The following is a 24,403-nucleotide window of genomic DNA, read 5'->3' on the forward strand; positions in this document are numbered from 1 at the left end:
CCCCCACGTCGGATACCCAGACTCTATGTCTCGACTATTCGGCACGGACGGCGTTCGGGGCCTGGCCAACCGTGATCTCACGGCTGGCCTGGCCCTGAGCCTTGCCCAGGCCAGCGCATCTGTATTGACCTCCGGTCGTCGTGCCCAGGCACGTCTCGCCGAGGGACGCCGCCCGGTAGCAGTGGTCGCTCGCGACCCCCGCATCTCCGGTGAATTCCTGACGGCCGCAGTATCGGCCGGACTCGCCAGCAGTGGCGTCGACGTTCTCGACGCCGGGGTCATCCCCACTCCTGCTGCCGCCTTCCTGATCGCCGACATCGGCGCCGACTTCGGTGTGATGATTTCCGCCTCACACAACGCGGCCCCCGACAACGGCATCAAAATCTTCGCCTTCGGCGGAACCAAACTTCCCGACACCGTCGAGGACCGCATCGAGTCCTACATCGGTCGCGACACCCTCATGCCCATCGGCGGCGACGTTGGACGTGTGCGGCGCTTCGCCGATGCCGAAGATCGCTACGTGGTGCACCTTCTCGGCACGTTGCCCCACCGCCTCGACGGCATCCACGTGGTGCTCGATTGCGCACACGGTGCGGCAGCTGGCGTGTCCCCGCAGGTCTTCACGGATGCCGGTGCTCGCCTCACGGTGATCGGCGCCGACCCCGACGGCCTCAACATCAACGACGGAGTGGGCTCCACCCACCTCGACAACCTCGCCAAGGCAGTTCTCGAACACGGCGCCGATGTGGGCATCGCCCACGACGGAGACGCAGACCGCTGTCTGGCCGTAGACCGCGAGGGAAACATCGTGGACGGCGACCAGATCATGGCCATCCTCGCCGTGTCGATGGCCGAACGCGGAGTGTTGAAGGATCGCACGCTCGTGGCCACCGTGATGAGCAACCTCGGCCTCCGCAAGGCGATGGCCGCGAACGACATCACCATGGTGCAGACCAAGGTGGGCGACCGTTACGTGCTCGAGGAGCTCAACGAGCACGGGTACTCGCTCGGCGGCGAGCAATCCGGCCACGTGATCATGACCAAGTACGCCACGACGGGTGACGGCATCCTCACGGGGCTTCACCTCGTGGCCGAAATGGCCCGCACCGGCAAGACGCTCGCCGAGCTCGCATCCGTCATGACGGTCTTCCCGCAGATTCTCGTGAACGTTCGGGGCGTCGACCACCGGGCCCTCGGCTCCGACGATGTCATAGCCGAAGCCGTTCGCGCGGCGGAAGCTGAACTCGGTGACACGGGACGGGTGCTGTTGCGTCCCTCAGGCACCGAACCCATGGTTCGCGTCATGGTGGAAGCGGCCGATCAGCCCACAGCTGACCGCCTCGCCCACCAGCTCGCCGCGATCGTGCTCGAGCGCCTCGCCAACTAGCAGCGCCGGCCGGGCGCCCCGCTGGTCGAGGAGCGAGGCACGAGCGTCTCGACGCTTCTATGGGAGTTGTCAAGCAGTTTGAGGTCTCGATCGCTCCTTCGTCGCGCCTCGACCAGCGCGGGCACGTCGCGCCTCGACCGGCGCCAGCCGGGTCAGACCTTGCGCAGCAGAACCGACGAGACGGCGTGCGTGGAGTCCTTGCGCAGCACGAGAGTGGCCCGCGAGCGCGTGGGACGGATGTTCTGCAACAGGTTCGGCTCGTTGATGGTGTTCCAGATGCTGCGTGCCTTGGAACGCGCCTCGTCTTCGGTGAGCGTGGCGTAGCGGTGAAAGTACGACTTGGGGTTGGCGAAGGCCCCGCGCTGCAGCTTGAGAAAACGATCCTCGTACCAGCGGGCGATGTCCTGGGTGCGAGCGTCGACGTAGATCGTGAAGTCGAACAGGTCGCTGACTGCGAGCCCGTGCCCGGCCCCGGGAGGCTGCAGCACGTTGAGGCCCTCGACAATCAGGATGTCGGGCTGACGCACCACAATTTGGGCATCGGGCACGATGTCGTAGCTCAGGTGTGAATAGAAGGGCGCCCGAACCTCGGTGGCGCCGCTCTTGATCGCGCTCACGAAACGCAGCAACGCCCGGCGGTCGTACGCCTCCGGAAAGCCCTTGCGTTCCATCAGCCCCCGACGCAGCAGCTCGGCGTTCGGAAAGAGAAAGCCGTCGGTCGTGACGAGTTCGACGCGGGGGGTGTCGTCCCAGCGGGCGAGCATCTCCCGAAGCAGCCGGGCCACCGTGGACTTGCCCACCGCCACCGAGCCGGCGACGCCGATCACGAACGGGGTGCGTTGGGCGCGTTCGCCGAGAAAGTCACTCGTGGCGCGGTGCAGTTGCCGGGCGCCCGCGGCGTAGAGGTTGAGCAGCCTGCTGAGCGGGAGGTAGACATCCGTCACCTCGTTGAGGTCGAGGGGCTCCCCGAGACCGCGGAGCTGAACGAGCTCGGTCTCTTTCAGGGGGAGGCGGGTGGTTGGCGCGAGGGCCGCCCAGTCTGCCCTGTCGAGCTCCACAAATGGGGTGCCGTGGCCGTTGTTGCGCGCACTGAACATCGGATCGGACATTCCCCCAAGCTTAGTCCGACTAAAATCAAGGCCATGTGCGGAATCGTAGGTTATGTCGGTAACAGCAAAAGCGTTGAGGTCCTGATGGGCGGACTCCGCAGACTCGAGTATCGGGGGTATGACTCGGCCGGGATCGCGGTCATTGATGACGAGGGCACGCTCACCACGGTGAAGCGTGCCGGCAAGCTCAAGGTGCTCGCCGACGAACTCGCGGCCCACCCGATCGCCAACGGCGGAACCGGCATCGGGCACACCCGCTGGGCCACCCACGGCGGCCCCACCGACGAGAACGCGCACCCTCACCTCGGCGACAACGGCAAACTCGCCCTCATTCACAACGGCATCATCGAAAATTTCGCGCCGCTGCGCGACGAGCTCCTCGCCGAGGGCTACACGTTCCTGAGCGAGACCGACACCGAGGTCGCCGCCGTGCTCCTCGGCCGCGAGTACCAGCGCGTGGGCGACCTGGGCGAGGCCTTCCGCGCCATCGTCAACCGTCTCGACGGCGCCTTCACCCTTCTGGCAGTGCACGAAGACCAGCCCGGCGTGGTCGTCGGCGCCCGCCGCAACTCCCCGCTCGTGATCGGCCTGGGCGACGGCGAGAACTTCCTCGGCTCCGACGTGGCGGCCTTCGTCGAGTACACCCGCCGCGCCGTGGCCATCGGCCAGGACCAGATCGTGACCATCACAGCGGATGCCGTGACCGTGACCGACTTCGACGGCGTGAGCGTCGAGACCGAGGAGTTCGACATCGCCTGGGACGCGTCCGCGTCAGAAAAAGGCGGTTGGTCCAGCTTCATGGCCAAAGAAGTTTCCGAGCAGCCCGACGCCGTCGCCAACACCCTGCGCGGCCGCATCCACGAGGGCCACGTGGAGGTTCCCGAGCTCACGGCTTTCGGTGACGACGTGCTCGCCGGCATCCGTCGTATCGTCATCATCGCCTGCGGCACGGCGGCCTACGCCGGCCAGACGGCCAAGTACGCCATCGAGAAGTGGGCCCAGGTTCCCGTCGACGTGGAACTCAGCCACGAGTTCCGTTACCGCGACCCGGTGCTGAGCGACGACACCCTCGTTATCTCGATCAGCCAGTCCGGCGAGACGATGGACACTCTCATGGCCGTGAAATACGCCATGTCCCTCGGCGCCAAGGCCATCTCGATCTGCAACACGCAGGGCGCGACCATCCCGCGCGAATCTGACGCCGTGATCTACACTCACGCCGGCCCCGAGGTGGCCGTGGCCTCCACGAAGGCGTTCGTCGCGCAGATCTCCGCGCTCTACCTCTTCGCGCTGCACCTCGCTCGCGTGCGCGGCACGTTGAGCGCGACCGAGCAGCTCGAGCAGGTCGAGGAGCTTCAGGCCATTCCCGCGAAGCTCGCGACCACGCTCCTCGCCGAGGATTCGGTGCGTCAGCTTGCGCGCTACATGTCGGACACTCGCGCGGTGCTGTTCCTGGGCCGCCACGTGGGCTTCCCGATCGCGCTTGAGGGCGCGCTCAAGCTCAAGGAGCTCGCCTACATCCACGCTGAGGGGTTTGCCGCCGGCGAGCTCAAGCACGGACCGATCGCGCTGATCGAACCGGGCCAGCCCGTGTTCGTCGTGGTGCCAAGCCCGCGCGGTTCAGCACACCTGCACCCGAAGGTCGTCTCCAACATTCAGGAGATCCGCGCACGCGGCGCCCGCATCATCGCGATCGCCGAGGTCGGCGATGCGGCCGTGTTGCCCTTCGCCGACACCGTGATCCACATCCCGCTCGCCGGCCCGCTGTTCGAGCCGCTGCTCGCCGTGGTCCCGCTGCAGATGTTCGCCATGGAGCTCGCCATCGCGAAGGGCCTCGACGTGGATCAGCCGCGCAACCTCGCGAAGTCGGTCACGGTCGAGTAGGCACCTCGAGACGCGGAGCAGAAGAGGCAGCGGAATGATCCGGGGTATCGGCGTCGACATCGTCGACCTGGCGCGATTCACGCGTCAGGTCGAACGAACCCCCGGGCTCATTCCGCGACTCTTCGCCGTGGGTGAGCGCGGGCTGCCCGTGCACTCCCTGGCCGGGCGCTTCGCTGCCAAGGAGGCGCTGATCAAGGCCCTCGGCGACAGCGTAGGCACAACGTGGCAGGAGTTGGAAATCGCGTCGGACGCCCACGGTAACCCCGGTTTCGTGCTGCACCCATCGCTCACGGCAGTGATGGCCTCGCGTGGGATCACCTCGCTGCACGTCACGATGACGCACGATGCGGGCGTTGCCTGCGCCTTCGTAGTGGTGGAAGGTGACGCGTGAGCGGCCTCTCCCAGCGGCATCCGCATGCATAGCCGGATCGCCGACTCCGAGGCGATGCACCAGTTCGGCGTGCACCTTGCCGCGCGTCTGCGCACGGGCGACCTCGTGGTACTCACCGGCCCGCTCGGTGCCGGGAAGACCACGCTGACCCGCGGTCTCGGCGAGGGCCTGCAGGTGCGCGGAGCGGTAACGAGCCCCACCTTCGTGCTCGCCCGCACGCACCCGAGCACCATCGGTGGGCCGTCGCTCGTGCACGTCGACGCGTATCGGCTCGCGAACGCGATGGAACTCGACGACCTTGACATCGACTTCGCGCACTCCATCGTGGTTGTGGAGTGGGGTCGCGGCATGCTCGACGGCATCACAGATTCCTGGCTCGACATCGAGATCGAGCGCCCGACCGGTGCATCGACGGCGCATGCCGATGCCGACGTCGACCTCGACGCCGACGAACCCCGCACTGTCACCGTCACGGCACACGGCCCCCGCTGGTCGCCCACCGCCTGGCCCCAGGTCCCGTGACCTCCCCCTCGGTTCCCCCTGGGGTCGGGCGCGAGTCCCGCGTGCGTTTAGGCTGAAGCAATGGCTACAGACGCACACCCTCCCGCACGATGCCTCTGTGGCGGAGCCTTCCTGTGGAGGTAACCACCACGCGTCGGAGCGCGCGCTACTGGATCACCCTCGCCATCATCGGCGTCATCGGCGGGTTGCTCTCGGGGGCGTTCGGCGTGGGCGGCGGAATCATCATGGTTCCCCTGCTCATCAGCTTCGTGCAGATGGATCAGCGCAAGGCCGCCGCGACCTCCCTGGTGGCCATCATCCCCACCGCTCTCGTGGGCTCGATCGCCTATTTCGCCAATGACGAGATCGACCTGCTGGCCGCCGGCATCATCGCGGCCGGCGCCGTAGTGGGCGCGATCATCGGTGCCGTGCTTCTGCGCAGCATCCCGCTCGTCTGGCTGCGCTGGATGTTCATCGCCCTCATGCTCCTCGTGGCCGTGCGCATGGTGCTGCTGGAGCCGGTGCGAGGCGACCAGCTCGAGCTGAGCCCCCTGGTCTTCTTCGGCTACATCGCCCTCGGGCTCATCATGGGAATCGCATCCGGCCTGTTCGGCATCGGCGGCGGCGTCATCGCGGTGCCCGCCCTCGTAGCCATCTTCGGCATCAGCGACCTCGTCGCCAAGGGAACGTCCCTGCTGGTGCTCATCCCCACCGGAGTCGTCGGCACCATCGCCAACCTTCGTGGCGGGCTTGTCGACCTGCGGGCCGGCGCGGTCGTGGGAGTGGCCGCCGTCGCGGCATCCGTTCCCGGGGTCGCCCTAGCCCTGCTCATGACGCCTCGGGTCTCCAGTATCCTCTTCGCCGCCCTGCTCGTGGTGGCCGCGCTGCAGCTCGCGGTGAAGGCCATCCGGGCCCAGCGCAAGGCCCGCGCCGCGCGCAAGTCGGGCCCGACGCCCGCATAGCCCGACCCCCGTATAGGCTGAACGGGTGCTTCTCGCCATTGACACCTCCGCCGGCACGAGCGTCGCCGTCGTCGACCGCGACCGTGGCGTGATCAGCGAACGCCTCGAGGCCGACACCATGCGGCACGCCGAGGTGATCGGCCGCCTGATCCGGGAATGCCTCGACGAAGCGGATGTCGCGGTGAGCGACCTCTCCGGCATCGTCGGCGGCATGGGCCCCGGCCCCTTCACCGGACTGCGCGTGGGCATCGCTGCCGCCCGCGTCTTCGCCCTTGGGGCCGGCAAGCCCCTCGTGCCCGTGGTCAGCCACGACGCTATCGCCTTCGGCCGCTACCGCGACGGCCACACGGGCCCGCTGCTCGTGGTCACCGACGCACGCCGCCGCGAGGTCTACTGGTCGGCCTACAGCGCAGCGGATGCCCACGGCCTCCCCGTGCGCATCGGCGCGCCCGGCTTGGCCAAGCCCGCCGACCTGACTCAAGCCGTGAGGCTGCGCGAGCCGACTTGGGCCCACATCGACTGGCCGCGAGTGGACGCCGTGGGCGTCTCCGCCGGAGACCTCGGCATGGTCGCCGAACTCTCCTTTGCCGGGGGGCGCCCGCTCGCCGCTGACGCCCCGCTCTACCTGCGTTCCCCTGACGTCACCCTGCCGGGCGGCCGCAAGCGGGTGAGCTGAATGACCACCTGGCAGCTGCGACGGGCCACGGTAGCCGACCTGGACGCCATCATGGCGCTCGAAACGGGCATCTTCGAGAACGACGCCTGGTCGAGCGACATGATGGCACGCGACGTGGCGGATCCCGCGTGTTACTACCTCGTGGCCTTCCCACCCGAGCGGCCCGACCTGATCGAGGCCTACGCGGGGCTGCTCTCGCCTCGGGGCGCACCCGAGAGCGATATCCAGACCATCGGTGTCGCCGAATCGGCGCGCGGCCGGGGGCTCGGACGCATCCTGATGCTGTCCCTGATCAACGAGGCCCGCTCCCGCGGTGCCCGGCACGTCTTCCTGGAGGTGCGCGCAGACAACCCTTCAGCCCAGGGGCTGTATCGCTCCCTGGGCTTCGAGGAGCTCGGCGTACGCAAGGGCTACTACCAGCCCGACAACGTGGACGCCGTCGTGATGCGCCTCACCATTCCCACGCCGGAGGCCGCACTGGCTGAGCCAGACCAGGCTGCCGCGCCAGACCAGGCCGGAGAGCCGACATGAACCGTACAGAGCCGCTCGTCCTCGGCATCGAGACGTCCTGCGACGAAACCGGCATCGGCATCGTGCGCGGCACCCGCCTGCTCTCCAACACGATCGCGAGCTCGATGGAGGAGCACGCCCGCTACGGCGGTGTCGTGCCCGAAGTCGCCGCCCGCGCGCATCTCGACGAGCTCGTGCCGGCGATCAACGCCGCCGTCGCCGAAGCCGGCATTCGGCTCGATGACCTCGACGCGATCGCCGTCACCTGCGGTCCCGGCCTGTCGGGAGCCCTGATGGTGGGCGTCGGCGCCGCAAAGGCACTCGCCCTCTCCCTCGGCAAGCCCATCTACGCCGTGAACCACCTGGTGGGCCACGTGGGAGCAGACCTGCTGCGCACCGGTGCGAACTCCCACGAGGAGCCCCTGGACTACCCCACGATCGCCCTGCTCGTGTCGGGCGGCCACACGTCGCTTCTGCTCGTGCGCGACCTCACGAGCGACGTCGAGCTGCTGGGCGAGACCATCGACGACGCGGCGGGTGAGGCCTTCGATAAGGTCGCGCGGGTGCTGGGCATGCTCTACCCCGGTGGTCCGCGCATCGACGCGGCAGCGCTCACCGGCGATGCCACCGCCATCCGCTTTCCCCGTGGGCTCAGCAAACATAAAGACATGGAGAAACACCGCTACGATTTCTCGTTCTCCGGGCTCAAGACATCCGTCGCCCGTTGGGTGGAACAGCGCGAGGATGCCGGCGAACCCGTGCCGGTGAACGACGTGGCAGCGAGCTTTCGCGAGGCCGTCGTCGACACCCTCCTCACCAAGGCAGTGGCGGCGTGCGTCGACTATGACGTGCCCAGGCTGCTGCTCGGCGGCGGCGTGATCGCGAATGCGCGGCTGCGTGAGGTTGCGATCGAACGAACGGATGCCGCGGGCATTGCCCTGCGCATTCCGCCCCTCTCGCTGTGCACCGACAACGGCGCCATGATCGCGGCCCTTGGCGCCCAGTTGATCATGGCCGGACATAACCCCTCCGCTCCGGATTTCGGGGCGGATTCCACGCTTCCGGTGTCGCAGATTCAGGTATGAAAGACGGTCTCACCAAGCGATTTTCTCTGGGACGGGATATTCTGGGGCAGAGTCCGTTTGCCGTCTTGCCTGAGGAGTCCTCACATGTCTGATCCCACCGAAAATACTCCGCCGTCGCAGCCCTCGAATGGCTCCACGGCGCCGGCTACGCCACCGCCCGCAATGCCGCCCGTCGCACCCTACGGTGCGGCGCCCGCTTATCAAGCACAGCCGGCGCCGGTGTACGCCGCTCCGGCGGCGCCCAGTCAGCCCGGCGCGTACGGGCAGCAGCAGCCCGGGCCGGGCACCTTCAATGTGCTTTCGATTGTGGCGTTCGTGAGTGCGTTCGTCGTGTTCCCCGCCGCGATCATCTGTGGGCACATCGCGCTTTCGCAGATCAAGAAGACCGGGGAGAAGGGGCGCGGCTTCGCGATCGCCGCACTCGTGCTCGGCTACGTCAGCCTGGTGAGCCTCATCATCCTGATCATCATCCTCGCCGTCACCTTCTCCATGGTGGCGTCCAACCCGAGCCTCTATAACAACAACTGACTCTCAACTACTGAATAAAATTACTGACCGCGCACGCGCGCCACGTAGCTCCGTACCAACTGGAAGGAACGAACTCCATGAGTGATCCCACTACCCCCCAGGTGCCCGACGTTCCGCAGGTACCGAGTGTTCCCGAGGTGCCGTCGGTTCCTCCCGTGAACCCGCCGCCCGCCTACGGCGCCCCAACCACGCCGCCGCCGGCCCCGACATCACCGCAGGTGCCTTCGGCACCGTCCGCTCCCAGCGCGTCGACCCCGCCCCCCGCCTACGGCGCGCCCACCCCACCCCCGCCGCCCGCGTACGCCGCGCCGGCCAATCCGTACCAGTCCAACGCCTATGCAGGTGCCCCGGCAAAAAAGCAGCCTCTGCTGAGTATCTTCGCCATGATCGCCGGCGTCATCGGACTCGTTGGCGCACCGATCGCCTTCATTCCCTTCGTCGGCGGATTCCTCGGATTGTTCTTCCCCGCGGCCGGCGTGGTTCTCGGTTTCATGGGCAAGAAGCGTGAGACCGCCGCTCGCGGCTTCTGGCTCACCGGAATCATCACGGGCTTCGTGGCGATCGGACTCATGCTGCTGAGCTTCCTGCTCTACGCGATCGTCTTTGCCACCGCCGCCAACGACGGATACGGCTACAACTACTAGTCAGTGCCCAGCGGTACTCAGTGCCCAGCGGTAAGACGCACCACGACACACGTAACGAAGGGCGGGTGCCCACCGGCACCCGCCCGCACCACCGGAGGATTGCCATGAGCGGAGCGCACCGCGACGCCGAAGCGACCACCGACGAATTCCGCATCGACCACACACGGCCTCCCTCACCGCCCGGAAGCGAACTCGCCTGGGAATCGACGATCACGGCGCCCACCGAGTGGGTACCGTACGTGTACACCGACGCCGAGGTGCATACGCTTACGACCAGGCGGCGCATCTCGGTGGCGTCGCTCACGTGTGGCGGCCTGGGGTTGCTGATCGGCATCTTCGGGGTCTGGGGCGTCTTCTTGTCTCTCGCCGGCGTCATTCTGGCACTTATAGCGCGCAACACGGAGCATCGAGCCAGGCTGTTCTGGGCGAGCGGACTCGTGACCGGCCTGGCCGGGGTGGCCCTCGGCGTGGGCTGGTTCGTCATCGTGACGCAGACGTTTCTGGCCTAGGAGCGTGTGTCAGTAACGCCTATTCGACCTTGGTGTGAGGAATTGCCGTTCAGGACCGTCTGTGCGGTCGGGGGTTTCTTGTCCGGTGGTTGAGTCGTTCGGGTTGGCGTTGTTCGTGTGCCGACTGAAAATAGGGCCAGTGCTGCGTTGACGGCGCAGGCCGGGGCCGTTGCCGCCCGCCGGGGCAGTCCCGCCTTGATGTTTAGGTGGCCGTTCGGGCTGTTAGGGCGCTTGGCGCGGCCAGCAGCGCTTTAGTTTGCATGGTGTGTAGCTTCATCAGGTTGTGGCAGGCCGCGATCAGGTCCCATTCGTGGGCGGCTTGCTCCAACCCGCGCAGCAACACGAATTTGCCTTGCCGAGTGTGGATCTGACCGAACACGGGCTCCACGATCGCTTTGCGCCGCGCATAAACGGCGCGGCCTTTCTTCGTCTTGAGCTTCCGCGCCATGCGTTCCCGCAGCGTCGCATTGGCCGGGATCCGGCCCCGAGGAACTTCAGGAACACGCTCGCCGTGCTTGACCCGGCCGGTCGCGATGAAAAACTCGGTCCGGCCGTCGCTGCCATCTTCAACAGTCTTCGCGTAGTCCAGATTTGTTGCGGAACAATACCCGGCATCCGCCAGGACCTGCCGGGGCAGGACGCCGGTCGTGGCGTGGAGTTTCTCGACCAGCGGCACGACCTGTTCAACATCCACGCCAATATTCGTCAGCGTCGTCGCGACGATGATCTGATGGTCGGCATCAACGATGGCCTGTGCGTTGTAGGCGTAGTGGAACGATCCGTCGGCGGTCTTCATGATCCGTGAATCCGGGTCGGTGAAGTTGCGTTGAGCCTTCGGAGCAACAACGGCGTTCTTCGCCGCGTCGTCACCCTTCTGCGCCACAGTATCGTCATCGTCGCCCTTGTCCCTGGCCTTCTTCTCCGCGTCTTTCCGCGCCCGCGCCGCTGCAGCTGCCTCCAAGCCAGCGCGCGCTTCGGCCAGTTTCACCAAGCGTGACTCCCGCCGGGCAAGCTCCGGCGGCAACTCATCACCGCGTTTGTCCTTTCCGAAACGAGCGTCCTCCGCGTCATCGATCGCGTCCGCCTCCGCCAGCAGCGCAGAGACTTCGTCGGCGAGGACTTTCTGCTTCTCCGTCAGGCGGGCGTAACTCATCGCCTTGCGCCGAGAGGCATTCGCGCGCACTTTCGTGCCGTCCAACGCGACCTGCCCGAGCGAGACCATTCCGGCCGCACGGCACAGTTCCAACGCCTGCAAGAACACGTTCCCCAGACTGGAGAGGTGGCGTTTTCGGAACCGGGCGATGGAACGAAAATCAGGTGCCTGCTGCGCCGCCAACCAGCGAAACGCGACCACGTCCACGCACACCCGCTCCAACTCCCGTGACGAGCGAACTCCGACACAATACCCGTAAAGGAGCACCCGGACCATCAACCGTGGGTCATAGGGCGGCTGCCCCTTCGACTTCGCGTAAGAGGCGTAGAACTTCTTCAGATCCAGCTGAGTTTCAACGATATCCGCGATGAACCGAGACAGGTGATTCTGCGGCAACCACTCATCCAACGACGGCGGCACCAACATCACCGCCGCCGGCTCAAATGCCCGGAACCGTTTGTTCACACCGGCCCCCGCCTCAACACCGTCATCCACGACCACGTCAACGTGCTCAAGTTCCGTCGCGGGGAAGAGGCCATCAGAATCGCTCATACGCAATTTTCCCAGACCAACACCCCAAGCCCGGGAAATCGACCGGCGTTTTAAACTTTGGTGTTACTGACCCACGCTCCTAGGGGCTCAACTCGCCGAGTCGCACGGGTGCCGTCAGCGCACGCGCTCCACGAGCAGGGCAACCCGGTGGCCGGCCGCCCGGGTCAGAATGAGCGTCGCCGACTCCGGTCCCTTGAGCTTCAGCCGCGTGCGCAGGCTCGCCGGATCTACGTCGACACCGCGTTTCTTAATCTCGAGCGTGCCGATGTGGCGTTCCTGCAGGGCGATGCGCAGTTTCTTCTCGTCCACCGGCAGCACTTCCAGCACCCGGAACGCGCTCGCGAACGGCGTCTTCACGAGAGTTGGTGCGGTCAGGTAGGCGATGCCGTCACTGAGCATCTCGGCGTCGATGCTGCGCGCGAGGTCTCCGATCAGCCGGGCACGGATGATCGCCCCGTCGGGCTCATACACGTAGGTTCCGAGCTCGCCCACGGGGGCGTCAGGGCTGTCGGCGGGAGCCGTGAGCTCCGCGACACCGTTCTGCGTGAGCAGGAGGGCTGAACGACGGATGCCGTCACGCGCGAGCGCACCGAACCACAGCCCCATCTCCACGAGCTGCCCATCGACCGACACCCATTGCGCCTCGGCCTGGGACGGAATCTGGTCGCGATCGTGACCAGGGCCGAGTTTCACGCCGAGAGGCATCCGCTCGCTCAGGCCGAAGGCCCAGTCGAGGGAGGGGGAGTAGTCCTCGGGGCGGGTGAGGCGAGACGTGTTGCTGTGTCCTCTCGTTCGGCGGGCGGGGTCGAGCCAGGCCGCGTCGAAGTCGTCGAGGTTCACCTTCTCGGCGGCGGAGTGCCGCACATTAGCCTGCGGGAACGGGGCCAGATTGTAGCTGGCAACGGTGGCGGTGACCTCGTCGGCGTCGACGGCAGTCACATCGAGGTCGATCGCCGCCATGGCCATGGCGTCGCCCCCGATGCCGCACCCGAGGTCCACGACCCTGGGCTGGCCGCCGAGCGCAGCGAATCGGCCGGCGTGCAGTGCCGCGACACGCAGTCTGGTGGCCTGTTCGAGTCCGGCCTCCGTGAAGAGCATGCGGCTCGCGAACTCACCGAACTTCGACGAGGCCTTGGCGCGCAGGCGCGCCTGGCTGAGGGCTGCGGCTACAAGGCCGGGGGCGTGCCCGGCCTTGCGCAGGTCACTGACCGTCTTGAGAACGTCGATCGTGTCGTACGGCGGAAGGGAGTCGAGCAGGCGCAGACCCTCGGGCGAAAGCAGCTCAACGAGCTCGGTGCGTTCCATTGATTAAACCTATCAATCCCGCTCAGGTCTGGCACTCACGTTGCGTGAGTGCCAGAAGGGCCCTAAGCTCGTTTTTAGCACTCTCGTTGTGAGTCTGCTAACCCCATATCTTCGTAAAGAAAGAGGTCAACCGTGTCGGTCTCCATCAAGCCGCTCGAGGATCGCATCGTCATCAAGCAGGTCGACGCTGAGCAGACGACCGCTTCCGGGCTCGTCATTCCTGACACCGCCAAGGAAAAGCCCCAGGAGGGCGAAGTTGTTGCAGTCGGACCCGGCCGCATCGACGACAAGGGCAACCGCGTTCCCCTCGACATCGCCGTCGGCGACAAGGTGCTCTACTCCAAGTACGGTGGAACCGAAGTCAAGTTCGGCGGCGACGACCTGCTCGTTCTCTCCGCTCGCGACGTTCTTGCGGTCGTCGTCCGCTAAGTAGCCGTACGCTCCGCAGCCGTAAACTAGCTGCGACCCCGCACACCAGTTGACTCCCGGATGGCCTGGCCATCCGGGAGTTTTCGTGTGTTACCCGCCGCAGGAAGGATTCTCATGACGGATGCCGACCCCGCCGCAGTCGGTTCGGTGCCCACGACCACCCGCAGCGAGAACAGCCGGGGCCTGATGTTCGGGTTTCTCGCGTATGGGCTCTGGGGCATCCTTCCCTTGTATTTCCTGCTCCTGGCGCCGACCGGGGCGTTCGAGGTCGTCGCCTGGCGGGTGCTTTTCTCGCTCGTCTTCTGCGCGCTGATCATCACGGTGACACGGAAGTGGTCTGTGCTACGCGGAGTCTTCCGGCAACGGCGGGTGATGCTCATCATGGGGCTCGCCGGGTTGCTGATCTTCGTGAACTGGCAGATCTACGTCTACGCCGCGATGACCGGGCACGTGGTGGAAGCGGCCTTGGGCTACTTCATCAACCCGATCGTCACGGTTTTTCTGGGCGTGATAGTGCTCCACGAGCGTTTGCGCCGCATCCAGTGGCTTGCCGTGGGTGTCAGTCTCCTGGCCGTGATCGTGCTCACTATCGGCTATGGAACCCTGCCGTGGATCTCTCTCGCACTCGCCTTCTCCTTCGGGTTCTACGGCCTGATCAAGAAACGGGTGGGTCCGAGCGTCGACGCTGTCACAGGCCTGACCCTCGAGACGGTGTGGCTGGCTCCGGTCGCCATCATCCAACTCGTCGTCGTCGCCGGTGTCTCAGGGCTCACCTTCGGCACCGTGTCCACGGTGCACACGATCGGCCTGCTGGCCGCCGGGGTGATCACCGCCGTGCCCCTGCTGCTCTTTGCCGCCGCCGCGCGCCGGCTGCCGCTCACCGTTCTCGGGCTGATCCAGTTCCTTGCCCCGGTGCTGCAATTCCTGGTGGGGGTCTTCGTACTCAACGAAGCGATGCCGCCCGAGCGCTGGGTGGGATTCGGGCTTGTGTGGGTGGCCCTCATCATCCTGACCGTCGACATGATCGTTTCCGGACGGGCTCCCCGGCGAGCGTCCCTCGAACCCACCTGATCCGCCGATACCCTCGAACTGTGTACGTGCGTGCCTGCGCGTGCCCCCGAGAGGATTTCATGTCCCGCCCCGTTCAATTCCGTCAAGTCCAGTGCCGATCGCGGCCGTTTCGATCCGTGTCTGCTGTGGCGCTCGTGACGGGAGTTCTGGTGCTGGCCCTCACCGCGTGCTCGGATCCGGTTCCGGTTGCGCCCTCGGTATCGCCGACCAACACCGCGCTGCCGGCTCCCACGGGCGACGGACTGCTGCGCATTGGCACCATGTTCCCGATGACAGGCGACTTGGCGGCGAGCGGAGCCGCCCAGGTCGCCGGGGCGCAGGTCGCCGCCCGGGAGATTGACTCCCAAGGCGGAGTGCTCGGCCAGCCCGTGCAGCTCATCCATCGAAACTCCGCCGGAGACGAGCAGGCCGCGCTCGCCTCCTTCGCTGACCGGGCTGTGGATGCCGTGTTGTGGGACGCCGGGAGCGCAGTTCGACCCGAAGTGCCGGCATCCGTTGCCCCGGCCGCCCTGCTGCCCCTCAACGGCCTCGTGAACGGCGGCACGCCGCTCGCGGCAAGCGAAGAATTCGCAAAGCGCCTCCTGGTGGCCGATCCGGGACTCACCGCCACAGCGGGTGGGGCCGAGGCCTACGACGGCGTGATCGCTACCGCGCTCGCGGCCATGGTGACGGGAGACGACGGTGCCGGCTCGATCGAAACCGGCTGGGTCACCGTGCGTGAGGGACCCACGGTGTGCACATCGTGGGGCGAATGCCTGCTCGCGCTCAGTGAGGGCCAGCAGATTGAGTACCAGGGTCTCACTGGGCGCCAATCGTAACGATTTGGTCGCTTTACACGGTTGTAACCTCCATTTCACGATTGCGGTGTCTCCGGGTGTCTAGGGTGTCATAACGGCAGTCATCCGTCTGTCACGTGTGTGTATTCCCTTACTCCCTAGGAGCAACATGAGCGTTTTCGCGAAGGCAACTGCCTCCCGCTCAGTTCGTGCCGTTTTCACTGGTGTCGCCATGGTTGGCGTGAGCGCATTGCTGCTCACCGGATGCGCCTCCGGCGGGGGCACCACGCCCACCGACGAGGCCTCCAGCGCTGCGAGCGGCGACGCCAAGCCGGTAACCGCCGGTGACCGCGACCTCACCCTCAAGATCGGCACCCTGCTCCCGCAGAGTGGTGGCCTTGCCTTCCTCGGCCCGCCCGAAGAAGCCGGTGTACAGCTCGCCGTCAACGACATCAACGATGCCAACCTCGGCATGACCGTCGAGGTCATCAAGCGTGACTCCGGCGACACCACCACCGACACTGCCACCACCTCGGTGACCGACCTCCTGTCGCAGGACGTCTCCGCCATCGTGGGAGCGGCCTCCTCCGGAGTGTCCAAGACCGTGATCGACCAGATCACCGGCGCCGGCGTCGTGCAGTTCTCGCCGGCCAACACCTCGGCTGAGTTCACCGACTACGCCGACAAGGGCCTGTACTTCCGTACTGCCCCCTCCGACATCCTGCAGGGCGAGGTTCTCGGAACGCAGATCGCCGAAGACGGTAAATCCACCCTCGGCCTGATCGTCCTCAACGACGCCTACGGCACCGGCCTCGCCGACACCGTGACCAAGACGTTCGAAGACGCCGGCGGAGAAGTTGTCGCGACGTCGCTCTTCAATGAGGGAGAGACAAACTTCACCTCGCAGATCTCCGAGGTCACGGCGGCCAACCCCGACGCGATCGCGCTGATCACCTTCGACCAGGCGAAGATCATCACCCCGGCGCTCGTCGGAACCGGCTACCCGGGCGACCAGCTCTACTTCGTCGACGGAAACCTGTCTGACTACAGCGCCGACTTCGCTGCCGGTCTCATCGAGGGCTCCAAGGGCACCCTGCCCGGCCTCGACGTCAGCACGCTCGGTGACTTCACCACGCGTCTGCTCGAGGTCGACCCGGCGCTCAAGGACTACAGCTACGCGGCTGAGTCCTACGACGCCGTCATGCTGATCGCGCTCGCGGCCTACGCCGCGAACGACACTGCAGGAAGCGCGATTGCGGAGTACCTCCGTCAGGTTTCCGGCGGTACCGGAGACGGTACGACTGTGACGGACTTCACGGCCGGCGCCACGGACCTCGCAGAGGGCAACCAGATCGACTACGACGGCTTCTCCGGACCCATCACCTTCGATGAGAATGGCGACCCGACCGAGGCGACCATCGGCGTGTACGAGTACAACGCCGACAACACGTACAGCCGCATCAACTAGCACGACCAGCACAGAGGAAGGGCCCCGGCGCACGCGCCGGGGCCCTTCTGCGTACCCGCGCGCGCCGCTGTCCGCGCCCCTGTGGCCGCGCGCCGCTGTCCGCGCCCCTGTGGCCGCGCGCCGCTGTCCGCGCGCGCCGCTGTCCGCGCGCGCCCCTGTCCGCGCGCGCCGCTGTCCGCGCGCGCCGCTGTCCGCGCGCGCCCCTGTCCGCGCGCGCCGCTGTCCGCGCCCCTGTGGCCGCGCGCCCCCGCTGTAGCGGCCGCGTGCCGCAGTAACGGCGCGAACCCGCCAGGGCGGCACCCCTGTGGCCGCGCGCCCCCGCTGTAGCGGCCGCGTGGGGCCACAGGGGCGCGGTGGTTTGACGAGCACACACAGAAGCGGCGCCCGAGACAGTGTCTCGGGCGCCGCTGAGTCATGCAGGGAGGTGCTAGTCCTGCCCGAGGGTGCCCAGATACAGGCCGATCACCTTGGGGTCGTTCAGCAGCTCGCGGCCGGTGCCGGTGTACGCGTCCCGGCCCTGGTCGAGCACGTAGCCGCGGTCACAGATCTGCAGGCAGCGACGCGCGTTCTGTTCCACCATGATGGTGGTCACGCCGGCCTTGTTGATCTCCTTCACGCGCAGGAACGCCTCGTCCTGTCGAACGGGGGAGAGCCCGGCAGACGGTTCGTCGAGGAGTAGCACGTGCGGGCCCATCATGAGCGCGCGGCTCATGGCGACCATCTGACGTTCGCCACCAGACAGGGATCCCGCTCGCTGCGACATCCGCTTGGAGAGCTCCGGAAAGATCTCGGTGACGAATTCGAGGCGTTCCACCAGACCCTTGGGCTTCTGGAAGATGCCCATCTCGAGGTTCTCGCGAATGGTCAGGGTGGGGAACACATTGTTGTTCTGCGGAACGAAACCGACGCCCTGGGCGACCAGCTTGTTCGCCTTGAGGTTGGTGATGTTCTTGCCGCGCAACAGGATCTCCCCGTCGCGCACCTTCACCTGGCCGAAGATCGACTTGAGCAGCGTCGACTTACCGGCGCCGTTCGGGCCGATGATGCCGATCAGTTCGCCGTCGTAGGCGGTGAGGGAGCAGGAGTTGAGGATGTTCACTCCGGTTACGTAGCCGGCGGTGACGTTCTTCACCTCGACGACGGCCTCCCGGGTGGGAACCGAGACGGGCTCGGCGAGGGGGCTAGCGTTCGTCATCGAGCAACTCCTTGATCGCTGTAACGTGCTCGGTCTCGGCGGAGAGATCTTCGCCGAGATCTTCATCGTGGTGCTGGCCCAGGTAGGCGTCGATCACGGCCGGGTTGCGCATAACCTCATGCGGGTCGCCCTCGGCGACTACGCGGCCTTCGGCCATCACGATCACCCAGTCGGCGATGTGGCGCACCATATGCATATCGTGCTCCACGAACAACACGGTCATGCCCTGCTTCTTGAGGCCCAGCACGTGGTCGAGCAGCGACTGCGTGAGGGCGGGGTTGACCCCGGCCATCGGCTCGTCGAGCATGACCAGGGTCGGGTCGCTCATCAGTGCCCGAGCCATCTCGAGAAGCTTGCGCTGGCCGCCGGAGAGGCTGGCCGCGTAGTCATCCTTCTTGGTGTCGAGTTTGAAGCGCCTCAGGAGGTCAAGCGCTTTCGCTTCGTTGTCGGTCTCCTGCCTGCGCCAGAGGAAGGGGAAGAGAGCCCGCAGCAGATTCTCGCCAATCTGTCCCTTGGCGCCGAGCAGCATGTTGTCCATGACTGTCAGCAGGCCGAGTGCCTTCGTGAGTTGGAACGTGCGGATCTGGCCCAGACGTGCCACTCGGTAGGCGGGCACTCCGGCGAGGGGCTTGCCGTCGAAGGTCCACTTACCGGTGTCTGGCTTGTCGAAGCCCGTGAGCAGGTTGAAGAGGGTGGTCTTCCCCGCGCCGTTAGGACCGATCAGGGCCGTGATGGCACCGCGGGGAATCTCGATGTGGTCAACGTCAACGGCGGTGAGGCCGCCGAACGTGCGGCTCACCTTGTCGACGATCAGGATCGGGTCCCGCTTCTTGCAGCCCGGCTCGGCCTCGCCGATGTGCAGGTCCACGCTCTTAACCGGCTTGGCTGTCGGAACGACCGGAACGACCGGCACCTCTGGCACATCCGGAATGTCGGAATTTACGTTACTGGACAAAGGCCAACTCCTTCTTGTTTCCGAAGATGCCTTGCGGTCTGAAGATCACGATCAGCATGATCGCAACCCCCACGAGGATGAAACGTACCTGGCCGGCCTGGATGCTCGTCATGAACGGGAACCAGCCTGCTTCCTGCGCGCGGGCGATGAAGCCCGAGAAGAACGACAGGAGCACCCAGAAGATCATCGAGCCGATGACCGGTCCGAGAATAGTGGCCGCGCCGCCGAGCAGCAGGATCGCATAGATGAAGAATGTCAGTGTCGTCATGTAGTTCGACGGCACGACGGCTCGTGGCAGGGCGAAGATCATTCCCGCGATCGTGCCGAAGACACCACCGAGAATAAGCGACTGCATCTTGTAGGCGTACACGTTCTTGCCGAGCGCGCGCACGGCGTCTTCGTCTTCGCGGATGCCCTTGATGACGCGGCCCCAGGGGCTGCGCATGATGCTCCAGGTGAGCAGGCACGCGAGGATCACGATCGACCAGGCCACGATGCGCAGCCACCAGTCGTACTCGTTGTTGGTGAACGGACCGAAGCCGTACGTGCCGGCCGGAATCGGGTTGAGTGCCGCGAACTCGTTCTTGTACCCGCTGAGGCCGTTGGCCGAACCGGTAACCGCGGCGAAGGTGTTCGTCGTGAACAAAAGCCGCACGATCTCGGCCGCTGCAATGGTGACGATGGCCAGATAGTCCGCGCGCAGCCGCAGCGTCGGGATGCCCAGGATGAGGGCGAAGACAACGGATGCCCCGACTCCCACCAGGAAGGCGCCCCACACTGGGAATCCGAAGGTGAGGATGGAAATGGCGTACCCGTAGGCGCCGAGGGCCATGAAGCCGGCCTGGCCGAAGTTCAGCAGTCCGGTGTAGCCGAAGTGAATCGCGAGCCCGAGCGCCGCAAGGGCGTAGGCCGCGGTGGTCGGGCTGATCAGCTCGACGGCTGCGTTGCTAAAGATTGCTCCCCAGTCGATCATCGTTGCCCCTAGCCAATTCTCTCTTTGCGACCCATGATGCCTTGCGGCCGAAGCAGCAGCACCAGGATCAAAACGACAAGTGCGCCGACGTACTTCATGTCGGACGGGAGCCACAGCGTTGACAGTTCAACGAAGAGGCCGACGATGATCGAACCGATCAGGGCGCCGAAGGCGGTACCGAGACCACCGAGGGTGACGGCCGCGAACACGAGCAGCAGCATCTGGAAGCCCATGTCCCAGCTCACGCCGGGCCGGAAGTAGGCCCACAGCACTCCGCTGAGCCCGGCGAGCGCCGCTCCCATCACCCACACGATGCGAATCACGTTGTCCACGTCGATGCCACTTGCCGAGGCGAGGCTCGGGTTGTCAGACACCGCGCGGGTCGCCTTGCCGATACGGGTGCGCAGCAGGAAGAACGCCACGGCCAGGAGCACGACGATGCTGATGCCCATGCTCGCGAGGTCGATCGGCGAGAGGGCGATCGGGCCGAAGTGCAGCTTGGCCATACCGGCACCCGGCAACTGGCGGGTGCTTCCGCCGAAGAAGAACTGGTACAGGTAGCGCAGGGCCAGGGAGAGCCCGATGCTCACGATCATGAGGGGAACGAGCGCCACCCCCTTGCGGCGCAGTGGTTTCCAGATCACCGCATCGAGGCTGTAGCCCAGCGCGGCGCTCAGCACGATCGCTATCAGGATGGCGAGCCACACCGGCAGACCGAACGTGACGCCGAAGACCAGTGTCATCAACGCGCCGAACGTGATCATCTCGGCATGGGCGAAGTTACTCAGCCCAGTAGTGCCGAAGATGAGTGAGAGCCCGATGGCGGCCAGGGCCAGCAGCAGGCCGAAGTTGAGGCCGTTCACGAACCGGTTCACGAACTGGTCGAAGAAGCTCACGGTGACCCGCTCGCCCTGCCCGAGGAAGAAGTTGACCGATTTCGTCTTGGTGAGGCCGAACTCGGCCTCGATGACGTTATCGCCCTCTGCGACGATTACGCCGCTCGGGAGGGTGTCCTCGTCGAGGGTGACGGAATACGTGCCCTTGTCAGGCACTCCGATCGCCCACTTGCCTTCGACATCCGTATCGACGTCGGCTGTGTAGCCGCCGCCCTTGACGCTGATATTCACGCCCTCCAGCGGGTCCCCGCCGAATTGCACGTTGCCGGAGATCTTGTAGTCGTACTCAGTCCCCACCTCGTCCGCATGGGCCGGACTCGAAGAGAGTGTGGACAGGCTGAGGGCCGCAAAAAGCATACCGAAAAGAATGATCATCATTCTCGGTACGCGTTTGCGAGCCGTAGCTATGGGCTTCACTGGACCTCCATGTTGACGCCGGCTGGTTTGTAACCGGGCGGGCGCCGGGTCTTACGGCCAACACCGTTGTCGACAGTACGTGCCGATTATCTCCTATATGTTTCAAACTTCATCATCGGCACACTGATTTTATCGTGGCGAGTATCACGGGCGGAATGGATGACCCCCAAACTCGCTTAACATTGAGGAACAGGTCCGGCCCGTTGCAGCGTTCGGACTATGAGATTTTCTGTGCGTGTCGATACGATTTAAGGGGTTATATGGATCAGCCAGATCCGTTCGGATTCATCGGGCTTACCTACGACGACGTTCTGCTCCTGCCGGGCCATACCGACGTCATTCCCAGTGAAGCAGTGACAATGTCGCGCCTGACGAGGCGTATCAGCGTGGCGACTCCGCTGCTCTCGAGTGCCATGGACACCGTCACAGAGACTCGGATGGCCATTGCCATGGCCCGCGAGGGCGGCCTCGGAATCCTGCACCGCAACCTGTCGATCGGCGACCAGGCCGAACAGGTCGACCTCGTCAAGCGCAGCGAATCAGGCATGATTACCAATCCGGTAACAACTTCCCCCGATGCCACCGTGGCCGAGGTCGACGCGCTGTGTGGCCAGTTCCGCGTGAGCGGACTGCCCGTCATTGACGGCGAGGGCGTGCTCGTGGGCATCATCACCAACCGTGACATGCGCTTCGTGCCCAAAGCCGACAAGCGCACTACGCGCGTGCGCGACGTGATGACCACGTCCACGCTCATCACGGGCAAGGTCGGCATGCCCCCGGAAGACGCACTCGCGATCTTCGCCAAGCACAAGATCGAGAAGCTTCCGCTCGTCGACGCCGCCGGCAAGCTCACCGGACTCATCACGGTGAAGGACTTCGATAAGAGCGAGGAGTATCCCCTCGCCACCAAGGACGACAACGGTCGCCTTCGCGTGGGTGCCGCCATCGGCTTCTTCGGCGACGCCTGGCAGCGCGCGACCGCACTGCTTGAGGCCGGCGTCGACGTGCTCGTCGTCGACACAGCCAACGGTGACAGCGCTGGCGTACTCGACGTGATCCGTCGTCTGAAGAGTGACAAGGCGTTTGCGGATGTTGACGTGATCGGCGGCAACGTGGCCACGCGCTCCGGCGCCCAGGCTCTCGTCGACGCCGGCGCGGACGCCATCAAGGTGGGAGTCGGACCCGGCTCGATCTGCACCACCCGGATCGTGGCCGGAGTGGGCGTGCCGCAGATCACCGCGGTCTACCAGGCCTCGCTGGCGGCCCGCGAGACCGGTGTTCCGGTGATCGCCGACGGCGGACTGCAGTACTCAGGTGACATCGCCAAGGCCCTCGTGGCCGGCGCCGACACCGTGATGCTCGGTTCGCTGCTCGCCGGCTGCGACGAGAGTCCAGGCGATCTCGTGTTCGTCAACGGCAAGCAATTCAAGGCGTACCGCGGCATGGGATCGCTCGGCGCCCTGCAGACCCGCGGCTCGAAGACCTCCTACTCGAAGGACCGCTACTTCCAGTCCGACGTTCCCACCGACGACAAGCTCATCCCGGAAGGCATTGAAGGCCAGGTCCCCTACCGCGGCTCGCTGTCGGCCGTGGCTTACCAGCTCATCGGGGGACTGCGCCAGTCCATGTTCTACGTGGGCGCGCGCACCATCGCCGAGCTCAAGGAAAAGGGCCAGTTCGTGCGCATCACGTCGGCCGGGCTCAAGGAGTCGCATCCGCACGACGTACAGATCGTGGTCGAGGCCCCGAACTACCGCCGGTAGGGCGCCGCGGCATCCACTGCACCGGCACGCTGAATGCCTGGCAGCGGATGCCGCGGGGCGGGCGGGCCGGCGCCTGCACCTAAACTGGACAGGTGAGTATGGAAATCGAGATCGGCCGTTCCAAGCGCGCTCGCCGCGTGTACGCCTTCGACGACATCGCGGTGGTGCCCAGTCGGCGCACCCGCGACCCGGAGGACGTGTCAGTCTCGTGGTCGATCGACGCGTACCAATTTGCCATCCCCGTGCTGGCAGCCCCGATGGACTCCGTCGTGTCGCCCACGACCGCCATCATGATGGGCCAGCTCGGCGGCGTCGGTGTGCTCGACCTCGAAGGGCTCTGGACCCGGCACGACGACCCTGAGCCGCTGCTTGCTGAGATCCGTCGACTGCCCGAGGCGAAGGCGACGGCCCGTCTGCAGGAGATGTACTCCGCACCGATCAAGCCGGAGCTCGTCACCGCGCGCCTCGCGGAGATTCGCGCTGGCGGCGTCACCGTGGCCGGTGCCCTCTCGCCGCAGCGCACCCAGGAACTCTACGAAACCGTCGTCGCCGCCGGCGTCGACCTCTTCGTCATCCGCGGCACCACGGTGTCCGCTGAGCACGTGTCGCAGAACCAGGAACCGCTCAACCTGAAGAAGTTCATCTACGAGCTCGACGTGCCCGTGATCGTGGGCGGCGCCGCCACCTACACCGCGGCCCTGCACCTCATGCGCACCGGTGCCGCCGGAGTGCTCGTGGGCTTCGGCGGTGGCGCTGCCTCCACCACCCGCGCCACGCTCGGCATCCACGCGCCGATGGCGACCGCCGTCGCCGACGTGGCCGGTGCCCGCCGCGACTACATGGACGAATCAGGCGGCCGCTACGTTCACGTGATCGCGGACGGTGGCCTCGGCACGTCGGGCGACATTGTGAAGGCCATCGCCTGCGGCGCCGACGCCGTGATGCTCGGCACGGCCCTCGCCCGGGCCACGGATGCCCCCGGCGGCGGCTTCCACTGGGGCGCAGAGGCGCATCACCCGCAGCTTCCCCGTGGCAAGCGCGTCGAGGTCGGCACCGTTGCGCCGCTCGAGGAGATCCTCTACGGACCGGCCCCCGCGGCTGATGGCACCGCCAACCTGATCGGTGCGCTCAAGCGGTCGATGGCGACCACCGGCTACTCCGACCTGAAGGAATTTCAGCGCGTCGAGGTGGTTGTCGCGCCGTACCCGGTGAAGTAGCGTCGGTTATACGACATGTTCCACTAGCACCCGCAACGACGTCGTTG

The 24,403-nt window shown here is 66.0% G+C and carries 24 protein-coding genes; 17 read left to right on the plus strand and 7 right to left on the minus strand.

What is annotated here, in order from left to right:
• Positions 1-25: 25 nt before the first annotated feature.
• Entirely contained in the window at positions 26-1,387 is a 1,362-nt protein-coding gene (gene glmM, locus BJ997_RS00635) for a phosphoglucosamine mutase (protein WP_035839290.1), read from the plus strand.
• A 152-nt stretch (positions 1,388-1,539) separates the two neighbouring features.
• Here glmM and coaA read toward each other — a convergent pair whose 3' ends face one another.
• The gene (gene coaA / locus BJ997_RS00640; protein ID WP_244962568.1) at positions 1,540-2,496 is read right to left on the minus strand and encodes a type I pantothenate kinase; all 957 of its coding nucleotides are present in this window, start codon (positions 2,494-2,496) and stop codon (positions 1,540-1,542) included.
• A gap of 33 nt (positions 2,497-2,529) precedes the next feature.
• On the opposite strand from coaA, the gene glmS reads away from it, so the two are divergent.
• The 10 genes from glmS (at position 2,530) to BJ997_RS00690 (ending at position 10,186) form a co-directional block, all read left to right on the plus strand.
• Positions 2,530-4,380: a glutamine--fructose-6-phosphate transaminase (isomerizing) gene (gene glmS, locus BJ997_RS00645; RefSeq protein WP_035839288.1), complete on the plus strand. Its 1,851-nt coding sequence runs from the start codon at positions 2,530-2,532 to the stop codon at positions 4,378-4,380.
• Between the two features lie 34 nt (positions 4,381-4,414).
• Positions 4,415-4,771: a holo-ACP synthase gene (locus BJ997_RS00650; RefSeq protein ID WP_035839287.1), complete on the plus strand. Its 357-nt coding sequence runs from the start codon at positions 4,415-4,417 to the stop codon at positions 4,769-4,771.
• 24 nt (positions 4,772-4,795) lie between these two features.
• The gene (gene tsaE / locus BJ997_RS00655) at positions 4,796-5,293 is read left to right on the plus strand and encodes a tRNA (adenosine(37)-N6)-threonylcarbamoyltransferase complex ATPase subunit type 1 TsaE (RefSeq protein ID WP_035839286.1); all 498 of its coding nucleotides are present in this window, start codon (positions 4,796-4,798) and stop codon (positions 5,291-5,293) included.
• A 113-nt stretch (positions 5,294-5,406) separates the two neighbouring features.
• Positions 5,407-6,234 (plus strand): sulfite exporter TauE/SafE family protein, encoded by an 828-nt coding sequence (locus BJ997_RS00660; protein ID WP_052542613.1) that lies wholly within the window; start codon positions 5,407-5,409, stop codon positions 6,232-6,234.
• 25 nt (positions 6,235-6,259) lie between these two features.
• Positions 6,260-6,910: a tRNA (adenosine(37)-N6)-threonylcarbamoyltransferase complex dimerization subunit type 1 TsaB gene (tsaB, locus tag BJ997_RS00665; protein WP_035839281.1), complete on the plus strand. Its 651-nt coding sequence runs from the start codon at positions 6,260-6,262 to the stop codon at positions 6,908-6,910.
• Positions 6,911-7,441, plus strand: a complete 531-nt coding sequence (gene rimI, locus BJ997_RS00670) for a ribosomal protein S18-alanine N-acetyltransferase (protein WP_052542612.1) — start codon at positions 6,911-6,913, stop codon at positions 7,439-7,441.
• Complete coding sequence (gene tsaD / locus BJ997_RS00675; RefSeq protein WP_035839277.1) at positions 7,438-8,505, plus strand: tRNA (adenosine(37)-N6)-threonylcarbamoyltransferase complex transferase subunit TsaD; 1,068 nt, start codon at positions 7,438-7,440, stop codon at positions 8,503-8,505. Before rimI ends, tsaD begins: the two co-directional genes overlap by 4 nt.
• A gap of 84 nt (positions 8,506-8,589) precedes the next feature.
• Positions 8,590-9,033: a DUF4190 domain-containing protein gene (locus BJ997_RS00680; protein ID WP_236629109.1), complete on the plus strand. Its 444-nt coding sequence runs from the start codon at positions 8,590-8,592 to the stop codon at positions 9,031-9,033.
• A 77-nt stretch (positions 9,034-9,110) separates the two neighbouring features.
• Positions 9,111-9,677 (plus strand): hypothetical protein, encoded by a 567-nt coding sequence (locus tag BJ997_RS00685; RefSeq protein WP_052542611.1) that lies wholly within the window; start codon positions 9,111-9,113, stop codon positions 9,675-9,677.
• Between the two features lie 104 nt (positions 9,678-9,781).
• The gene (locus BJ997_RS00690; RefSeq protein WP_183323209.1) at positions 9,782-10,186 is read left to right on the plus strand and encodes a hypothetical protein; all 405 of its coding nucleotides are present in this window, start codon (positions 9,782-9,784) and stop codon (positions 10,184-10,186) included.
• A gap of 202 nt (positions 10,187-10,388) precedes the next feature.
• On the opposite strand, the gene BJ997_RS00695 is transcribed toward BJ997_RS00690, so the two are convergent.
• Both BJ997_RS00695 and BJ997_RS00700 read right to left on the minus strand, forming a co-directional pair.
• Positions 10,389-11,804, minus strand: a complete 1,416-nt coding sequence (locus BJ997_RS00695; RefSeq protein ID WP_152602377.1) for an IS1182 family transposase — start codon at positions 11,802-11,804, stop codon at positions 10,389-10,391.
• Positions 11,805-12,005: 201 nt separating this feature from the next.
• Entirely contained in the window at positions 12,006-13,196 is a 1,191-nt protein-coding gene (locus BJ997_RS00700; protein WP_183323210.1) for a class I SAM-dependent methyltransferase, read from the minus strand.
• A gap of 132 nt (positions 13,197-13,328) precedes the next feature.
• On the opposite strand from BJ997_RS00700, the gene groES reads away from it, so the two are divergent.
• From groES to BJ997_RS00720, 4 genes are all read left to right on the plus strand, one after another.
• Positions 13,329-13,625, plus strand: coding sequence for a co-chaperone GroES (groES, locus tag BJ997_RS00705; RefSeq protein ID WP_035840685.1), 297 nt, complete (start codon positions 13,329-13,331; stop codon positions 13,623-13,625).
• 114 nt (positions 13,626-13,739) lie between these two features.
• On the plus strand, positions 13,740-14,696 hold the full coding sequence (gene rarD, locus BJ997_RS00710; RefSeq protein WP_084141825.1) for an EamA family transporter RarD: 957 nt from the start codon (positions 13,740-13,742) through the stop codon (positions 14,694-14,696).
• 116 nt (positions 14,697-14,812) lie between these two features.
• Positions 14,813-15,514, plus strand: coding sequence for an ABC transporter substrate-binding protein (locus BJ997_RS00715; RefSeq protein WP_160175931.1), 702 nt, complete (start codon positions 14,813-14,815; stop codon positions 15,512-15,514).
• A 127-nt stretch (positions 15,515-15,641) separates the two neighbouring features.
• Positions 15,642-16,940, plus strand: a complete 1,299-nt coding sequence (locus BJ997_RS00720; RefSeq protein ID WP_035840691.1) for an ABC transporter substrate-binding protein — start codon at positions 15,642-15,644, stop codon at positions 16,938-16,940.
• 427 nt (positions 16,941-17,367) lie between these two features.
• On the opposite strand, the gene BJ997_RS00725 is transcribed toward BJ997_RS00720, so the two are convergent.
• The 4 genes from BJ997_RS00725 to BJ997_RS00740 are packed head-to-tail and all read right to left on the minus strand — an operon-like array spanning position 17,368 to position 21,337.
• A complete protein-coding gene (locus BJ997_RS00725; RefSeq protein WP_183323211.1) occupies positions 17,368-18,135 on the minus strand; it encodes an ABC transporter ATP-binding protein in 768 nt (255 codons plus the stop codon).
• Positions 18,122-19,048 (minus strand): ABC transporter ATP-binding protein, encoded by a 927-nt coding sequence (locus BJ997_RS00730; RefSeq protein ID WP_152602243.1) that lies wholly within the window; start codon positions 19,046-19,048, stop codon positions 18,122-18,124. The genes BJ997_RS00725 and BJ997_RS00730 overlap by 14 nt, the downstream gene beginning before the upstream one ends.
• A gap of 31 nt (positions 19,049-19,079) precedes the next feature.
• Positions 19,080-20,060, minus strand: coding sequence for a branched-chain amino acid ABC transporter permease (locus BJ997_RS00735; RefSeq protein WP_035837346.1), 981 nt, complete (start codon positions 20,058-20,060; stop codon positions 19,080-19,082).
• Between the two features lie 11 nt (positions 20,061-20,071).
• The gene (locus BJ997_RS00740; protein ID WP_035837327.1) at positions 20,072-21,337 is read right to left on the minus strand and encodes a branched-chain amino acid ABC transporter permease; all 1,266 of its coding nucleotides are present in this window, start codon (positions 21,335-21,337) and stop codon (positions 20,072-20,074) included.
• A gap of 299 nt (positions 21,338-21,636) precedes the next feature.
• On the opposite strand from BJ997_RS00740, the gene guaB reads away from it, so the two are divergent.
• Positions 21,637-23,139 (plus strand): IMP dehydrogenase, encoded by a 1,503-nt coding sequence (gene guaB, locus BJ997_RS00745; protein ID WP_035837328.1) that lies wholly within the window; start codon positions 21,637-21,639, stop codon positions 23,137-23,139.
• A 98-nt stretch (positions 23,140-23,237) separates the two neighbouring features.
• The gene (locus BJ997_RS00750; protein WP_035837330.1) at positions 23,238-24,356 is read left to right on the plus strand and encodes a GuaB3 family IMP dehydrogenase-related protein; all 1,119 of its coding nucleotides are present in this window, start codon (positions 23,238-23,240) and stop codon (positions 24,354-24,356) included.
• Positions 24,357-24,403 lie beyond the last annotated feature (47 nt).

The sequence above is a fragment of the Cryobacterium roopkundense genome (assembly GCF_014200405.1).
Classification (GTDB): Bacteria; Actinomycetota; Actinomycetes; order Actinomycetales; family Microbacteriaceae; genus Cryobacterium; species Cryobacterium roopkundense.

Excerpts from the sequence above, each read along its gene's own strand:
- glmM (WP_035839290.1), top strand. The coding sequence starts at position 26 with ATGTCTCGACTATTCGGCACGGACGGCGTTCGGGGCCTGGCCAACCGT.
- coaA (WP_244962568.1), bottom strand. The coding sequence starts at position 2,496 with ATGTCCGATCCGATGTTCAGTGCGCGCAACAACGGCCACGGCACCCCA.
- glmS (WP_035839288.1), top strand. The coding sequence starts at position 2,530 with ATGTGCGGAATCGTAGGTTATGTCGGTAACAGCAAAAGCGTTGAGGTC.
- BJ997_RS00650 (WP_035839287.1), top strand. The coding sequence starts at position 4,415 with ATGATCCGGGGTATCGGCGTCGACATCGTCGACCTGGCGCGATTCACG.
- tsaE (WP_035839286.1), top strand. The coding sequence starts at position 4,796 with ATGCATAGCCGGATCGCCGACTCCGAGGCGATGCACCAGTTCGGCGTG.
- rimI (WP_052542612.1), top strand. The coding sequence starts at position 6,911 with ATGACCACCTGGCAGCTGCGACGGGCCACGGTAGCCGACCTGGACGCC.
- tsaD (WP_035839277.1), top strand. The coding sequence starts at position 7,438 with ATGAACCGTACAGAGCCGCTCGTCCTCGGCATCGAGACGTCCTGCGAC.
- BJ997_RS00680 (WP_236629109.1), top strand. The coding sequence starts at position 8,590 with ATGTCTGATCCCACCGAAAATACTCCGCCGTCGCAGCCCTCGAATGGC.
- BJ997_RS00685 (WP_052542611.1), top strand. The coding sequence starts at position 9,111 with ATGAGTGATCCCACTACCCCCCAGGTGCCCGACGTTCCGCAGGTACCG.
- BJ997_RS00690 (WP_183323209.1), top strand. The coding sequence starts at position 9,782 with ATGAGCGGAGCGCACCGCGACGCCGAAGCGACCACCGACGAATTCCGC.
- BJ997_RS00700 (WP_183323210.1), bottom strand. The coding sequence starts at position 13,196 with ATGGAACGCACCGAGCTCGTTGAGCTGCTTTCGCCCGAGGGTCTGCGC.
- rarD (WP_084141825.1), top strand. The coding sequence starts at position 13,740 with ATGACGGATGCCGACCCCGCCGCAGTCGGTTCGGTGCCCACGACCACC.
- BJ997_RS00720 (WP_035840691.1), top strand. The coding sequence starts at position 15,642 with ATGAGCGTTTTCGCGAAGGCAACTGCCTCCCGCTCAGTTCGTGCCGTT.
- BJ997_RS00725 (WP_183323211.1), bottom strand. The coding sequence starts at position 18,135 with ATGACGAACGCTAGCCCCCTCGCCGAGCCCGTCTCGGTTCCCACCCGG.
- BJ997_RS00740 (WP_035837327.1), bottom strand. The coding sequence starts at position 21,337 with ATGATGATCATTCTTTTCGGTATGCTTTTTGCGGCCCTCAGCCTGTCC.
- guaB (WP_035837328.1), top strand. The coding sequence starts at position 21,637 with ATGGATCAGCCAGATCCGTTCGGATTCATCGGGCTTACCTACGACGAC.
- BJ997_RS00750 (WP_035837330.1), top strand. The coding sequence starts at position 23,238 with ATGGAAATCGAGATCGGCCGTTCCAAGCGCGCTCGCCGCGTGTACGCC.